Annotated in this window: 15 protein-coding genes, 1 tRNA gene, 1 other RNA gene and 1 pseudogene; 10 read left to right on the top strand and 8 right to left on the bottom strand. The window is 63.7% G+C overall.

The window, feature by feature from the left end:
• Positions 1 to 27 precede the first annotated feature (27 nt).
• Positions 28 to 231: pseudogene (locus tag ASF90_RS24220) on the bottom strand (hypothetical protein); the annotation flags it as partial.
• Positions 167 to 1348: an MFS transporter gene (locus ASF90_RS09360; RefSeq protein ID WP_055848842.1), complete on the bottom strand. Its 1182-nt coding sequence runs from the start codon at positions 1346 to 1348 to the stop codon at positions 167 to 169. The gene ASF90_RS09360 and the pseudogene ASF90_RS24220, both read right to left, overlap by 65 nt.
• Positions 1349 to 1521: 173 nt before the next feature.
• Here ASF90_RS09360 and ASF90_RS09355 point away from each other — a divergent pair, with 173 nt between their 5' ends.
• Positions 1522 to 1968 carry a helix-turn-helix domain-containing protein gene (locus tag ASF90_RS09355; protein WP_055848839.1) on the top strand — a complete coding sequence of 149 codons (447 nt, stop codon included), beginning with the start codon at positions 1522 to 1524 and terminating at the stop codon, positions 1966 to 1968.
• 387 nt (positions 1969 to 2355) lie between these two features.
• Here ASF90_RS09355 and ASF90_RS09350 read toward each other — a convergent pair.
• A tRNA-Gly gene (locus tag ASF90_RS09350) sits at positions 2356 to 2429 on the bottom strand.
• Between the two features lie 116 nt (positions 2430 to 2545).
• Positions 2546 to 4330: an autotransporter domain-containing esterase gene (locus ASF90_RS09345; RefSeq protein WP_055848836.1), complete on the bottom strand. Its 1785-nt coding sequence runs from the start codon at positions 4328 to 4330 to the stop codon at positions 2546 to 2548.
• Between the two features lie 188 nt (positions 4331 to 4518).
• On the opposite strand from ASF90_RS09345, the gene thiS reads away from it, so the two are divergent.
• From thiS to ASF90_RS09325, 4 genes are all read left to right on the top strand, one after another.
• A complete protein-coding gene (thiS, locus tag ASF90_RS09340; protein WP_055848833.1) occupies positions 4519 to 4719 on the top strand; it encodes a sulfur carrier protein ThiS in 201 nt (66 codons plus the stop codon).
• A 48-nt stretch (positions 4720 to 4767) separates the two neighbouring features.
• On the top strand, positions 4768 to 5562 hold the full coding sequence (locus tag ASF90_RS09335) for a thiazole synthase (RefSeq protein WP_055848831.1): 795 nt from the start codon (positions 4768 to 4770) through the stop codon (positions 5560 to 5562).
• A gap of 254 nt (positions 5563 to 5816) precedes the next feature.
• On the top strand, positions 5817 to 6602 hold the full coding sequence (gene trmB / locus ASF90_RS09330) for a tRNA (guanosine(46)-N7)-methyltransferase TrmB (protein ID WP_055848828.1): 786 nt from the start codon (positions 5817 to 5819) through the stop codon (positions 6600 to 6602).
• Positions 6603 to 6667: 65 nt separating this feature from the next.
• Positions 6668 to 8530, top strand: coding sequence for an SLC13 family permease (locus ASF90_RS09325; RefSeq protein ID WP_055848825.1), 1863 nt, complete (start codon positions 6668 to 6670; stop codon positions 8528 to 8530).
• Positions 8531 to 8692: 162 nt separating this feature from the next.
• Here the strand turns inward: ASF90_RS09325 and ASF90_RS09320 are convergent, their stop codons facing one another.
• The gene (locus ASF90_RS09320) at positions 8693 to 9034 is read right to left on the bottom strand and encodes a Rieske (2Fe-2S) protein (RefSeq protein ID WP_055850316.1); all 342 of its coding nucleotides are present in this window, start codon (positions 9032 to 9034) and stop codon (positions 8693 to 8695) included.
• 263 nt (positions 9035 to 9297) lie between these two features.
• On the opposite strand from ASF90_RS09320, the gene ASF90_RS09315 reads away from it, so the two are divergent.
• From ASF90_RS09315 to ASF90_RS09300, 4 genes are all read left to right on the top strand, one after another.
• Positions 9298 to 9573, top strand: coding sequence for a hypothetical protein (locus ASF90_RS09315; protein WP_055848822.1), 276 nt, complete (start codon positions 9298 to 9300; stop codon positions 9571 to 9573).
• 226 nt (positions 9574 to 9799) lie between these two features.
• Positions 9800 to 10513, top strand: a complete 714-nt coding sequence (locus tag ASF90_RS09310) for a fumarylacetoacetate hydrolase family protein (RefSeq protein ID WP_055848820.1) — start codon at positions 9800 to 9802, stop codon at positions 10511 to 10513.
• 61 nt (positions 10514 to 10574) lie between these two features.
• A complete protein-coding gene (mscL, locus tag ASF90_RS09305; protein ID WP_055848817.1) occupies positions 10575 to 11006 on the top strand; it encodes a large-conductance mechanosensitive channel protein MscL in 432 nt (143 codons plus the stop codon).
• A gap of 109 nt (positions 11007 to 11115) precedes the next feature.
• Complete coding sequence (locus tag ASF90_RS09300) at positions 11116 to 12534, top strand: M20/M25/M40 family metallo-hydrolase (RefSeq protein WP_055848815.1); 1419 nt, start codon at positions 11116 to 11118, stop codon at positions 12532 to 12534.
• A gap of 37 nt (positions 12535 to 12571) precedes the next feature.
• Here the strand turns inward: ASF90_RS09300 and ASF90_RS21940 are convergent.
• A non-coding RNA gene (locus tag ASF90_RS21940) (sX9 sRNA) lies at positions 12572 to 12649 on the bottom strand.
• Between the two features lie 83 nt (positions 12650 to 12732).
• Here ASF90_RS21940 and ASF90_RS09295 point away from each other — a divergent pair.
• Positions 12733 to 13785: a LacI family DNA-binding transcriptional regulator gene (locus tag ASF90_RS09295; RefSeq protein WP_055848812.1), complete on the top strand. Its 1053-nt coding sequence runs from the start codon at positions 12733 to 12735 to the stop codon at positions 13783 to 13785.
• Positions 13786 to 13948: 163 nt separating this feature from the next.
• On the opposite strand, the gene ASF90_RS09290 is transcribed toward ASF90_RS09295, so the two are convergent.
• Positions 13949 to 14989: a cytochrome P450 gene (locus ASF90_RS09290; protein WP_055850314.1), complete on the bottom strand. Its 1041-nt coding sequence runs from the start codon at positions 14987 to 14989 to the stop codon at positions 13949 to 13951.
• Between the two features lie 117 nt (positions 14990 to 15106).
• Entirely contained in the window at positions 15107 to 15196 is a 90-nt protein-coding gene (locus tag ASF90_RS24215) for a tryptorubin family RiPP precursor (protein WP_064629343.1), read from the bottom strand.
• Positions 15197 to 15247 lie beyond the last annotated feature (51 nt).

Raw genomic sequence — 15247 nt, 5'->3', positions numbered from 1 at the left:
CGCCTTGGACGTTTTTTTTTTGCTTGGTTCGTCAGTGCTGATGGGCCCGTGCCAAGCCAAGATCACGTCGAGACATCGTCCGGCGAATCCAGCATCTTTCGACATGCGTGCTCTCGATTCAATGCGCTGCGCCATGCCCGCGAACGTGCGCGAGAAATGGCCCCGATCAGGACTCGACGCCCGCAATGTTGGTATCGCCCCACCTTGTCGCCCACCAGAACAGCAGTGCAAAAAGACTGACTGCCGCGCCTAGCACGCACACACCCTGCCAACCTGCTCGGGCATAGGCGACCGTCGCGCCGATTGCACCCAGTCCGCTGCCGACGGCATAGAACAGCATGTAGAGGCCAACCAACCGACTGTGCGCCTCAGGCCTGGTGCGGAAGATCAAGCTTTGGTTCGTGACATGTAGCGCTTGCCCGCCCATGTCGAGCAGCACGATGCCAATGACCAGCGCCCACAATGACCATTCCATCAGCGACAGCGGCCACCAAGCCAGCAGCAGCACCGTGAGCGCTACTGCACTGGTGCGCTGCGCATGGCCCTGGTCCGCCCATTGTCCAGCGCGCGCAGCGACCAAGGCACCCACCACACCGACCAGACCGAATGCACCGATGACCGTATGAGAGAAGCGGTAAGGCGGCATGCTCAACGGCAGCACCAGCGCACTCCAAAAGATATTGAATGCGGCGAACATCAACAGCGCCAGCATGCCGCGCACTTGCAAGATCCTTTCCCGGCGCAGCAGCGTCAGCATCGAAACGATCAAACGCGGGTACGTCATCGTCCGGGACGTCGACGGCAAATCTGGCAGCGACCGCCACAACGGCAATGCAATCGCAACCATCAGCAAAGCAGCGCAGAAATACACTCCGCGCCAGCCGGCCAAATCGCTTACACCACCGGCAAACACCCGCGCCAATAACAGGCCAATGAACACACCACCTTGCGCTGCGCCGACCACGCGGCCCCGCTCATGGGGCGCGGCGGCAGTGGCCGCATAGGCAATCAGTCCCTGCGTCATCGCTGTGCCCAATAAGCCTACGACGAGCATGCCTACCAGCAGTGCAGGCGCAGATCGCGCCATGCTCACAACGGCAAGTGCGATCACCAGCGCCAGGAGCTGCATCGACATCAGGCGACGACGATTGACCAAGTCGCCTAGCGGCACCAGCAGCAACAATGCCAGCGCACAACCGATTTGAGTGGCTGTAATGACCCCGCCAATCGCCGCATAGCTGATGCCAAAATCTCTGGCCAGCGCGTCGAGCAGCGGCTGAGCGTAATAGACATTTGCCACGCTCAGTCCGCTTGCGACAGCAAACAGCCAAACCAAGTGGCGGGGCATGTTCGCAGAAGGAACCGTTGAACAACCGAGTGACGGTAGCGGTGATGCAGAATAAATCCCCGTGGTTTCAGCCACATTCAATCCAGTTGCAAATCAAGACTGCTTGAATGCTAGACAATCCGGTTTTAAAGTGCAACTTGATTGATCCACTATTGACCGGCCGCGGAGACGCTATGCCCCCCCGAAAACGCTTTGATGACGAACACTGCCCGGTTGCACGTTCGGTTGATCTCATCGGAGATCGCTGGGCGCTACTGATCGTGCGCGATGCCTTCGATGGTGTTTGCCGCTTCGGCGATTTCCAGCGCAGCTTGGGTGCGGCGCGCAACATCCTGTCCGATCGGCTGCGCAAGCTGGTCGATGCGGGCATCCTTGAAATGCAGGATGCATCTGACGGCACGGCTTATCAGCAATACGTGCTAACAGCACAGGGAGAAAACCTGTTCCCCGTCGTGGTGGCATTGCGACAGTGGGGCGAAGACCATCTGTTTGAGCAAGGCGAACGTCATTCGGTGCTGATCGACAAGCGCACGGGCAAGAAGGTCCCACGCATGACGCTCCAGGCAAAAGACGGCTCTACGCTGCTGCCTGTTTCTACCCAGGTTCGTAAAATAATCTGAGGAAGAATTTTGATTGCCAAAAATTTCTTCGATGACGATGAAGTATTCGCCCCATGTCTCCGACGTTAAAAAGCCGAGATTTGCAGGGCTTTTTAAATCTCACGTTCAAGCGCCAATCATCGCGCCTGGAGGCACGATTGCTCGTTCGGCAGTCATCTATCCGGGGCGCTTACGCCCGCGATGGTTTCCCAACGAGCGGACAAGATAGCGCTAGCCAATCAGGGCTCGAAGATCGGTGGGGAACAAAGAAAAGCACAGACAAGCCAGCCGAGCGCGAGATCATCAGAGGCTTGGGCAAGGTTGATACCTTGAGGGGCATCGCCCGGAATCATCAATCGGCCGAAGTATCCAACCCAGTCAGGCACTTAGAGACTTGGCGGAAGCAGTTGGAGCGGGCGAAGGGAATCGAACCCTCGTCAGTAGCTTGGGAAGCTACAGCTCTACCATTGAGCTACGCCCGCTTGGCGTGGGGAGAGTTTAGGCGGGTGCAGGTGTCTGGCGCAATGCGCAGACGTGACGAAGGCCGGTTGCCCGGCCCTCGTCTCTTACCTCAGTGCTACCAAGCCAGTCGGCGCAATCAGAAATTGCCGCTGAAGTTCACGAACAAGGTGGCATCGCGGGCGCTGCGCTGAGCAGTGGTGGTGCTCAAGCCCACGTTGCTCTGCAAACCCCAAAGGCCGGTACGCGCGCCCAGTACCACAGTGGCGTAGTTGCGGTCGAAGTTCTGGCCCGGCACGGTGTACATGCCCACTTCCGGCATCGACTGCAGCCAGGCGCTGGCTTCGCCGCCGTCCTTGAACTCGTGGTCGTAGGTCGCCTGCACGTACGGCTTGACCGCCGCGCCGTCAAGGCGCACCTGGAAGCCGATACGGCCGACCAGCGAGTCGATATCCTGGTCGGCATACCCCAGCGCGGTGGAGCTCTCGTTGCTTTCGGTGTAGCCGTCGAGCTTGAGCTTCTGCCAGGTCAGGCCGACCACCGGGCCGTACTTGACGTTGCCTTCGCCCAGCGAATAGCCGGCGTTGACGGCGGCGGTCAGGTTGCTGCCGTCCGGCGATCCGCTGTGCACACGCGTGGCTGGCCCGAGCTGGACTTCGCGGTCGACGTCGTAGCTCAGCCAGCTGTAGCTGACCTGCGCGTTGACCCACACCGGACCGGTGTACCAGCCGAAGAAGCCGCCCAGGGTGGTGTCGTCCTGCTTGAAGCTGCCGTTACGGTTGCCGAAGTCGGCGTCCATGCGGCCGAAGCCGGCAAAGCCGCCGAACACCATGTCGCCAGCGCTCCAATCCACGCCGAACAGGCCGGCCGGCGCCATGCCGTCGTACAGATCGGCGTGGTCGTAGCGCTGCATGTCGCCGCGCACGCTGCCCCACCAGCGCAGACCATCCGCGTCCGGCTTGCCGTCCAGATGCCAAGCCACCTGGTCGGCGCGCGCGCGGCCACCGGCCTGCGCCGAATGGGTCAGCACCTGCTGCAGACGCGGCGCTTCCAGCAGCGAGATCGCGTACTGGCCCAGGATCTGATGGACCGCGGTGGTCGGGTGGATGCCGTCGGCGAACACATAGGTGTTCTGCGCGTTGGCCGCGACCAGGCTGGTCGGGTTGCACGCAGGCAGCGGCACGGCCGGGTTGCAGGCGGTGTTGGTGACGTTGGTGAAGCCGAAGGTGCCCGGTGCGGCGACGATTTCCTGCAGCATGTGGAAGGTGTCGACCGGGATTACACGCAGACCGGCCGACTGCAGGCCGTTGAACAGCGCGGTGTTGTACGTGGTCGCAGCGGCGGTGCCCTGGGCCATTGCGACGGCGCCGCCAGCGCGGAAGCGCGGGGTGATACCGACGTCCGGAATGGTCGGCACCATGACGTAACGCGCGCCGGCATTCTGCAAGGTCGCCACGGCGCCGACCTGAGCGGTCACTGCACTGCCGATGATGGCCTGCGCCTGTGCCGGCGCGGCGGCTGCGGCGAGCAGATCGTTGGCGCCGCCCCACACGGTGTAGAGCGCATTCGGGTTGGCACGGCCGCCGTTGGCGGTGAGGTAGGTGTTGATCTGGCTGGTCACCGACGGCGCGGCGCCGAGCGCGCTGACCGAGCTGGCCTGGATGCGCGCGCCGCCGGCAGCGTAGTTGTCGCCGGTCTGGCCGTTGCCGTTGGGCGCAGCGTTGGTGCCGAAGTGGTCGCCGACATACTCGGCCCACACCCAACCCGGGTTGGTGGTGAACTTGCCGGTGACTGCGCGCGAGGCGGCCGGCAGCAGCGGGTTGTAGTAGCCGCTGTCGGTGAGGCTGTCGCCGAAGAAGACGGTCTGGTCGAAGGCCGACTCGGCCATGGCCGGGGTGGCCGCGATAGCGATGGCAACGGCCATCAGGGAGCGGATCGGGCGAAGTGTTGAAGCCATGGGAGTGCCTGCTTGAAAGTGGATGGGACCGGACCGGGCTGCATACGTACGCCGGCGAATGGCAATGGTTTCACCCTCGCCGCCTGTGCTCACGCTGCACCGCCGCATAACGCAAAAACGCGCGCCCTGACGGCGCGCGATGCCACAATGATGACATGAACATTCAACTCAACGGCAGCCCGCGCACGCTTCCCGATCACCTGCCGCTCGCGGCCCTGCTGGACCAGGAGGGCTTGGCACAGCGACGTGTGGCAGTGGAGGTCAATGGCGAAATCGTGTCGCGCGGACGGCATGCCGAGCATGCGTTGCGCGAGGGCGATGTGGTGGAGATCGTGCACGCATTGGGTGGCGGTTGATGCCTTGCGCGGCCGGCGCATCCGCGCCCGATCGGTGATAATTGCCGGATGACGAATCCCGCCCCCTCTGATGCGCTGGTCATCGCCGGCAAACGCTACCGTTCGCGCCTGCTCACTGGCACCGGCAAGTTCAAGGATCTGGACGAAACCCGCCTGGCTACCGAGGCCGCTGCCGCCGAAATCGTGACCGTGGCGATCCGCCGCGTGAACATCGGCCAGGACCCGAATGCGCCCAGCCTGCTCGACGTGCTGCCGCCTGATCGCTACACGCTGTTGCCCAACACCGCCGGCTGCTACACCGCCGAAGACGCGGTACGCACCTGCCGGCTCGCCCGCGAGCTGCTCGACGGCCACAACCTCACCAAGCTGGAAGTGCTGGGCGACGCGCGCACGCTGTACCCGGACGTGGTGCAGACGCTCAAGGCCGCCGAGCAATTGGTGGCCGATGGCTTCGAGGTGATGGTCTATACCTCCGACGACCCGATCCTGGCCAAGCGCCTGGAAGAGATCGGCTGCGTGGCGGTGATGCCGCTGGCGGCGCCGATCGGCTCGGGCCTGGGCATCCAGAACAAGTACAACCTGCTGGAAATCATCGAAAACGCCAAGGTGCCGATCATCGTCGATGCCGGCGTGGGCACGGCATCGGACGCGGCGATTGCGATGGAGCTGGGCTGCGACGGCGTGTTGATGAATACCGCCATTGCCGGTGCACGCGATCCGATCCTGATGGCCAGCGCGATGCGCAAGGCGATCGAGGCCGGGCGCGAGGCGTTTCTGGCCGGGCGGATTCCGCGCAAGCGCTATGCCTCGGCGTCGAGCCCGGTCGATGGTGTGATCGGATGAGTGGGTGTGCTGCGTTGATATTGCAGTCGACTCGCAGTGATTGGCCGTGTGACGTGCCGGATGTTGCCATTGCTGGATCGCGCGTTGCTGCGAGTGCCCTCGGCACGCCGTACCCTCGCCCCAACCCCCGCTCCGCGCCCCGGCCCGCGCCTGCGTCGCGGGCGCTCCTATGCACGCGCGCCTACGGCGCGCAAGCTGTGCCTCCTCGCCCCGACGCGAGAGGGGCTTTTGTTTTCCGATGTGACTGACATTTCATGACCGACCCGTTTACCAGCGACGGCGCCAAGATGCCGCCCAAGCCCTTCACCATCGAAGAAGGGCGCCGCCAGGTGCGTAGCTTCGTATTGCGCCAGGGCCGCTTCACGCCCGCGCAGCAGCGCGCCTTCGACGAGTTGTGGCCGCGCTTCGGGCTGGATTACACCGGGGAGCGTCGCGACCTGGATGCCGCGTTCGGCCGTCCTGCACCCAAGGTGCTGGAAATCGGCTTCGGCAACGGCGCCGCGTTGCGCTTTGCCGCGCAGCACGACCCCAGCCGCGACTACATCGGTATCGAAGTGCATGCGCCAGGCGTCGGCCGGCTGCTCAATGCGCTGCACGATGACGGCGGCACGCATGTGCGTCTGTATCACCACGATGCGGTGGAAGTGCTCGAGCACGAGATTGCCGATGGCGCGCTGGATGAAGTGCGCATCTACTTCCCCGATCCGTGGCACAAAAAACGCCACAACAAGCGTCGCCTGATCCAGCCTGCCTTCGCGCAGCTGCTGGTGCGCAAGCTACGCGAAGGCGGCCGTTTGCATGCCGCCACCGATTGGGCCGACTACGCCGAACAGATGTGGGACGTCCTCGATGCCACACCGGGACTGATCAACCGCGCCGGTCCGCGCGGCCACGTCGAACGCCCCGCCTGGCGCCCGCAAACCCACTTCGAAACCCGCGGCCAGAAACTCGGCCACGGCGTCTGGGATCTGCTCTACGACCGGGAATCGGGAATAGGGAATGGGGAATCGCAAGGGCACACGCCAGCGGCGCCCGGATAATTTGCCAGCGTCAGCGTCTTCGCTTTTTCCATTCCCTATTCCCGACTCCCCATTCCCGGCCCCCAATGGATACCGCGCTGACACTGACCAACGATATGAAGCTCGTCCTCGGGCTGGTCGGTTTCACGATGGCGATGTTTCTGTTCGAGCGCATCCGCGCCGATGTGGTGGCCTTGATCGTGCTGGTGGTGCTGGGCGTCACCGGGCTGGTGGCGCCGGAAGAACTGTTCGGCGGCTTTTCCGGTAATGCGGTGATGAGCATCATCGCCACCACCATTCTTGGCGCGGGGCTGGAACGCACCGGCGCCTTGAACCGGTTGGCGACCTGGCTGCTGCGGCGTTCGCATGGCAGCGAGCAGCGCTTGATGATGATGACGCTGGCCATCTCCGGCTTGAACTCATCGTTCATGCAGAACCCCTCGGTGATGGCCTTGTATCTGCCGGTGGCTTCGCGGCTGGCGGCGCGCACCGGGCTGACCCTGCAACGCATGTTGTTGCCCATCGCTGCAGCCATCGTGATGGGCGGCGCACTCACCATGGTGGGCAATTCGCCGTTGATCCTGCTCAACGATCTGTTGGTCTCGGCCAACAACAACCTGCCCTCGGGCATGGCCAGCATCGAGCCGTTGACGATGTTCGCGCCTTTGCCGATCGGCCTGGCCTTGCTGATCGCCGCATTGCTGTACTTCCGCTTCTACGGCGATCGCAAGCTGATCGAAGAGGAACGCCTGATCAACGAAGGCGTCACGCCGTCGCGCACCGAAAGCTATTTCGCCAAGACCTACGGCATCGATGGCGACGTGTTCGAGCTCACCGTGACCGCCGAGAGCCCATTGGTCGGCATGACCCTGGGCGAAGCCGAAGCCATTCACGACGCGCCGCTGCTGCTGGCCCTGAAGACCGGCAACGACACCCGCCTGGCGCCGCCGGCGGACATGCGCATCTGGGTCGGCAGCGTGCTGGGTGCGATGGGCCAACGCCAGGAGGTCGCCGATTTTGCGCAGAATCACTTCCTGCGCATGTCCTCGCGGCTGCGCAACCTGGGCGATCTGTTCAACCCCAGCCTTGCGGGTATTTCCGAAGCGGTGATTCCGCCCAACTCGCGCCTGATCGGCAAGAGCGCCGGCGAGCTGCGCTTGCGCAAGCAGAGCGGCATCAGCCTGCTGGCGATCAACCGCGACAAGCAGGTGATCCGCGAAGACGTGCGCAACGTGCCGCTGCGTGCCGGCGACATGCTGGTGTTCCACAGCATCTGGCAGGACCTGGCGCAGGCGGCGGAAAGCCGCGACTTCGTGCCGGTCACCGACTTTCCCAAGGGCGAGCAGCGTCCGCACAAGTTCAAGATCGCGATGGCGATCTTCGCCTTCACCATCCTGATCGCGCTGACCTCGCGCCTGCCGGTGGCGCTGACGCTGATGACCGGTGTGGCCTGCATGCTGGTCAGCGGCGTGCTGCGCATGGACGAGGCTTATGCGTCGATCAACTGGAAGACCATCTTCATGATGGCCGGCTTGATTCCGCTCGGCTGGGCGATGGACAGCAGCGGCACCGCCGCCTGGGTAGCCGGCCACACCATCGACCGGCTGCCCGAAGGTGTGCCGGTGTGGGCGCTGGAAATCAGCCTGGCGTTGTTGACCACGGCATTTTCGTTGGTGATCAGCCACGTCGGCGCGACCATCGTGATGGTGCCGATCGCGGTCAATCTGGCGCTGGCGGCCAACGGCAACCCCACTGCGTTCGCACTGATCGTGGCGTTGTCGGCGTCCAACAATCTGATGACCGCCTCCAACCCGGTGATCTCGATGGTGGCCGGCCCGGCCAACTATCAACCGCGCGAGTTGTGGCGCGTGGGCGCACCGCTGTCGCTGATCTACATCGTGGTGATGGTGTCGATGATCAATCTGATGTTCTGGTGGGCGGCGCGCTAAGGGGCGGCGCGTTGCGGGTTAACGATCTAACCGCGCGTGCCGGCATCGACTGCCATGCTGCGCACACACCAACCTGCCTGCAATGGCACGTCGTCGATCTGCATCGCAGCAGGCACCGGCCGCGCCCGCTATCGGGCTGCAGCGCGACCGCATTGTCGGCCGTTATCCGAGCAGCACGTGCTCGCCGTCGATGCGTACCGGCACTGCCACCAACGATTGACCACGACAGGGGCCGCTGATGCATTCGCCCGCGACGAGCTCGAACGCGGCGCCGTGCGCAGCGCAGACCAGATGGCCATCCTTGGTCTTGAGGAACTGACCCGGCGCCCAATCCAGCCTGCGTCCGGCATGCGGGCAGACGTTCAACCACGCACGCACCTGCGCACCTTCGCGATACAGCACCAGCGACTCCGGGCCGTCTTCCCACGCGGCTTCCACTTCCAGAAATCCGGCATCGGGAATCTGCGCCAAGCTGGCGAGCGTGGTCGGTGAGGACGATGGCATGGGCAACGACTGCGCAAGAACGATCGCCGATTGTGGCATGCGCCCGCACCGCCGCTGCGCGAGGCGCAACGCCGTGTCGATGACCGCGCCATCTGCGAGCTGACCAGGTAGCGACGGCGATCCGGGCACGACCTCAGACCCCGGCCAGCACATACAACGTGATGGATTTAACAAAACGCTGATCGAATTAACGAACTTTTCACTCAATGACATGAAACCGCAACGATACTGCGCGCTTGTTTCCTGCCCGGCAGCCCACCGCCATGCCTGCACGCTTCTTCCAATTCGGCAACCTCCATCACCTGTTTGCGCCACGCAAGCCGCGCCACCCGTTGGTGCGCGTTGCGGCGGGTCTCGCCGGCCTGGTGATCCTTGCGGTGCTGATCTTCTTCAGTGTGTTCGTCGGCGCGGCGATGATTCTGGGCGGCGTCGCCTGGAAACTGTTGAGCAAGTCGAACCGACGCACGCCGCAGCAAGCGCGCGTGGTCGAGGCCGAATACCGCGTGGTGCGCAAACCCGCGCTGCCGATGTCGCACTGAGCGCGTTGCGCTTGTGCGGCACACCCGACGCACCTCGCAGCGGGTTCTACATCGTCGACACATTGAATCGGCATGTCTGCGGGCATGCCGATGTGCGTTTTGGGTTGCCGATCGGCCGAAGATATTGAGCTGCGAACGGGTGCTTTGCCGCTCACTTCAGCACTGAAGGTTCCGTCGTACACGGCCAAGCGGCTAGACTCACGCGTCCCGTTCCGAGGATGCGTGCATGACTGACGATGTGATTCCCGCTGCCGATGTTCCGCGCATTCCGGTGGTGGGTGGCGGCAGCTTTCCGGTGCACCGCATCTACTGCGTGGGCCGTAACTTTGCCGATCACGCGCGCGAGATGGGCGCCACCGCGCCAGCGTCCAAGGCCGAGCGTGGCCAGCCCACCTTTTTCATGAAGCCTGCCGATGCCATCGTGGTTGGTCACGGCGACCAGATCCCCTACCCGCCCGGCACCAAGGAGCTGCACCACGAAGTGGAGCTGGTGGTGGCGCTGGGGAGCGATGCGCCAGCTGGTGAGTTGCCCGTGGATCAAGCCGAAGGCCTGATCTATGGCTATGGCGTGGGCCTGGATCTGACCCGTCGCGATCTGCAGGCCGCGGCCAAAGCCAAGGGCCTGCCGTGGGACACCGCCAAGGGCTTCGATCACTCCGCACCGATCAGCGAGTTGGTGCACGCCGGCGAAGTGGGCGCACTGGATGCGTTGAACCTTTCGCTGGAAGTCAACGGACAGGTACGTCAGCAATCGTTGCTGGATCAGATGATCTGGAACGTGCCGGAAATTCTGCATGAGCTATCCAAGCTGTATGCACTGCGCGCAGGCGATCTGATCTTCATGGGTACACCGGCCGGCGTCGGTCCGTTGCTGCCGGGCGATCAGTTCAGTGCGCGCTTGGAAAATGTAGCCGAACGCCACGGCATCATCGCGGGCTGACATCGGCCGGGCTAGGATCGGCACAGCGGCAGTCGGTCCGCGTCCGCCTCTGGAGTGCGTTATGGGAATGGTCAGCGAATTCAAGCAATTCGCGATGCGCGGCAACGTTGTCGATCTTGCGGTCGGTGTGGTCATCGGCGCGGCGTTCGGCAAGATCGTCACCGCGCTGGTGGAAAAAATCATCATGCCGCCGATCGGCTGGGCCATCGGCAATGTGGATTTTTCGCGGTTGGCGTGGGTGCTCAAACCCGCCGGCGTCGATGCCACCGGCAAGGACATTCCGGCCGTGGCGATCGGCTACGGTGACTTCATCAACACCGTCGTGCAATTCGTGATCATTGCCTTCGCGATCTTTCTTGTGGTCAAGCTGATCAATCGCCTCACCCAGCGCAAGCCGGACGCTCCCAAAGGCCCGAGCGAAGAAGTGCTGTTGCTACGCGAGATTCGCGACTCGCTGAAAAACGACACGCTCAAACCGCCGAGCACGTTGTAAGCGGACACATCCACCGTGCGCTTCGCGCACAAGGATGACTTTTCGCACGCCGACGGGGGACCTGCCGCTGATAAGCTCGGGGTCCCCCTTGTCGTTGGAGCCGCCCTGCATGCGTCGCCTCGCTGTTGCCATCTCCGCCCTGCTCGCCTGTTCCCCCGCGCTTGCCGCACAGACCACCCTTGCCGACAGCGCGCTGCGCACCGCTGCGCAGTTGCGCGAGCAGGCCCTGGCCGACACCACCGGCTTTGCAGTGGTGGAATCGCTCACCACCGAAGTGGGTCCGCGCATTGCCGGTGGCGACGCCGATCCGCGCGCGGTGGCGTGGGCCAAAGCCAAATTCCAGTCGCTGGGCTTCGACAAGGTGTGGACCGAGCCGGTGACCTTTCCCAAGTGGGAACGTCGTAGCGAACACGCTGCGGTGCTGGGTGCACACGCGCAACCGTTGACCATCACCGCATTGGGCGGCAGCCCGGGTGGCAGCGTCGAAGGTGAGGTAGTGCGCTTCGACACCCTGGCCGCGCTGCAGGCAGCGCCTGCAGGATCGCTGACCGGCAAGATCGCGTTTGTCGATTACCAGATGGTCAAGGCCCGCGATGGCAAGGACTACGGCAATGGCGGCGCGGTGCGCAGCAAGGGCCCGTCCGAAGCGATTCGCAAGGGCGCGATTGGCTTTGTGATGCGCTCGGCCGGCACCGATTCGCATCGCGTGCCGCATACCGGCATCACCCGGTTCGATGAGGGCCTGACGCCGGTACCCGCCGCCGCCTTGTCGGTACCCGATGCCAACCAGCTGGCACGTCTTGCCGCGTTGGGCACCACACGTATCCGGCTGGCGCTGGATTGCGGTTGGAACGGCACCGCGACCTCGTACAACGTGATCGGCGAGATCACCGGGCGCAGCAAGCCCAAAGAAGTGGTGGTGATCGGCGGGCATCTGGATTCCTGGGATCTGGGCACCGGTGCGATCGACGATGGCGCCGGCGTGGCCATCACCATAGCCGCCGGGCATCTGATCGGGCAGCTCAAGCAGGCGCCCAAGCGCAGCATCCGCGTGGTGGCGTTCGCCAACGAAGAACAAGGGCTTTACGGCGGCAAGGCTTATGCGGCCGCGCACGGCAAGAATGCCAAGGACATGGCGCTGCATCAGATCGGCGCGGAGAGCGACTTCGGTGCCGGGCGCATCTATGCATTCAACACCGGCTCGGCTGCGCCGGAAGCGTCGCGCGCAGCAACCAAGCAGATTGCCGAGGTGCTGGCACCGCTCGGCATCGCGTATGAGCCGAGCAAGGGCGGCCCCGGCCCGGACGTCGGCCCGATTTCTGCCAAGGGTGGCGCGTGGGCATGGCTGGCGCAGGACGGCACCGACTACTTCGACCTGCACCACACCGCCGACGACACGCTGGACAAGATCGACCCGAAGGCGCTCGCGCAGAATGTCGCCGCCTACACCGTGTTTGCGTATCTGGCGGCCGAAGCCGATGGCGATTTCGGCAGCCGCGCGAAAGTTGTGCAACCGCCGAACGAGTAGTCTGGCAACGCAGCGCTGCGAACGCGTTTTTTAAAGCGGCTAGCAAAAACGTAGCGAGCGGTCGTCAGATGGGGGTGGGCGGCGCGGAGGAACCGGTGTGTACAAGTTGGTACATGCCGTACCGAGCACCGGCCGCGCCCGCCTGGTGGCCGCGCAGTCCTTTTGTTAGCTGCTCTTACTCCAGGACGAGCACACACGATGGCGGTCAAGCGGCAACTTAGTGCGAACACCGCGGCGACGTTACTGGATGTCGCCAAACATGCCGGCGTCTCGCCGATGACTGCCTCACGCGTCATCAACCGGCACCCGCATGTCGGGCAGGACATGCGGGTGCGCGTGGAAGCTTCAGTGCAGGCCTTGGGCTACCGGCCCAATCTTGCCGGCCGCTCGCTGCGCACCAGCGGGCTGTTGCGTATCGGCGTGCTGTACAGCAACCCCAGCGCCGCGTATCTCAATCAATTCATGCTCGGGCTGCTGGAGCAAAGCAGTCTCAATGGCAGCCAGGTGCTGGTGGAAAAATGCGGCGCCATCCGTAGCCAGCGCGCAGCGACCGAGCGTTTGCTCGCGGCCGGCGTTGACGGCGTGATCCTGCCGCCACCGTTGTGCGATTCGCGTCAGACCATCAGCGAACTGGATGCACGCGGCATCCCGGTAGTGGCGGTAGCCAGCGGCGCGCCGATGGCGCAAATCAGCTCGGTGCGCATCGATGACTATCAGGCCGCGCGCGCCATCGTCGCGCATCTGATCGAACTTGGGCACCGCCGCATCGCGCTGATCAAGGGCGACCCCAAACACATACCAAGCGCGCTGCGCGCCAACGGCTATCTCGACAGTTTGCAGGCAGCAGGATTGGAGATTACAGAGACCCTGATCGCCGACGGATTGTTTACTTATCACTCGGGATTGCTCGCCGCGCGCAGCCTGCTGGCACACCCCAAACCACCGACGGCGATTTTCTGCAGCAACGACGACATGGCGGCTGCCGCGGTTGCGGTCGCGCATGGACTGGGCTTGCGTGTACCGGAAGATGTTTCGGTGGCCGGTTTCGACGACACGCCGGTGGCAACCACCATCTGGCCAGAACTCACCACCGTGCATCAACCGGTGACCGCGATGGGACGCGCAGCAGTGTCCTTGCTTGCAGATGCGATTCGTCAGCGGCGCAAGGGCGATGCCGCGCAGGGCGTGCATCAGGTGATGAAGTACACCCTGGTCAAGCGCGGCTCGACGGCTGGGCCACCCCGGGAATGACACGCTGACGCGCGAACCCGGAGCGGTTTGGCTGACGCTGGATGCTGCAAGCGTGGCGTGTGCCTGTTCGCGCTATCGGCAGCACCTTTCGGGTCTCTGAACCGTGCCGCTGCAATGCGCTCGCTGCGGCGTGCACGCAGGCAAGCAAGCGAGTTGCGTAACGCTAGCAACGCACGACATCGACCTCAGACACACCGAGCAGCCCCGCCAACGGCACCTGCGCCTGGCGCTGCCGTGGGCTGACAGCCAATCCCTGACGGCGGACGCTGTCCAATAACTGCTCGGCCAGCGGCATCACCATGTGCCTGCCCCAACAGCGCTCCGACGCGTGCCCGAACGGGAGATAGCCGGGCTGATGATCGGGATCCAGCTGATCCCAGCGCTCCGGACGAAATTCATCGGGTGCATCCCACAGCGCAGGATCGCGGTGGCTTAGGAGTGGCAATACCAACACATCGTCCTGCACACCGATGCGGGGATCGAGCAGCGGATATTCCGGCGATGCGTTGCGCAAGATGTTCCAGGAGGGCGGCAACAGACGCAGCGATTCGTAGATGATATTTCGGCTGGAACTGGCAGGATCGAATGGCGATCCCAGCCACAGTGCGTTGGCGACCAAGGTGGAAATGGTGAAGCACACCGGCGCGGCGGTTCGTCGATACAAGCCCATGGCGAAGCGGCGCGCATCGTAGCCGTCTGCGGCCGCAGTCACTGTCGCAAGCGCCGACGCGTTGGCCTGCAGCGTGAGCGGCCTGATTGCGCTTGCCGCGATAAGCGCCCAGGTCAACTTGGGTGTCAGCTCCAGGGTGCGGTCCATCAACAGACGCAGGCGCAGCGGGTCGCCACCCAACAGCAGATCGCGCAGATACACGTGCCCAACATGCGGCCATGGGCCGGACAGATCCACGTCTGCGCTAATGGGGCGCTTCAACGCCTCGCGCACATCGCGCCCGATTGCCTGCATCAGTTTGGAGGCATGCGTGCGTGCGATCGAATGCCCTTGCAGCGGCTTGAAGGTTGGCCGCTCACCTTCTGTTGCCAGACGTGCAGCCAGCAACCGATGCGTCAACAGCGGCCCGGCAACACCGACGGTATCCCCATCCAGCCGAAATACCTCCTTGCCCATGTGCTCACGCAGCAGCGCCAGCAACCGCGGCGCGAACACGGTCGTCCTGTCCAAACCTGCGTTACTGACTGAAGACATGACGATCGCCTTGCTATCGTTGACGCCCGCGTCCGGCAAAACGCTTACCTCGCGCGGGCGAGCATGACCAACATCACACTGAGAACACGGCGACTTTTACCGCGCTTGTCAGTGCGCTCAGTACCAGATGTACCAAGCGTAGGACTTCAGACTTTTCTTGGAAGCCAACAGGTTTTTGAGCGAGAACAGCATCTTCATGAGCGACATCCTGTTTGGGGAGGGGTTTGCCCTGATGGGCGTTCGCACAATCGGTCAAGC

The sequence above is a fragment of the Xanthomonas sp. Leaf148 genome (assembly GCF_001423585.1).
Classification (GTDB): Bacteria; Pseudomonadota; Gammaproteobacteria; order Xanthomonadales; family Xanthomonadaceae; genus Xanthomonas.
The sequence above is the reverse complement of the archived record's forward strand: the minus strand, read 5'-3'. Positions and strand labels throughout refer to the sequence as shown.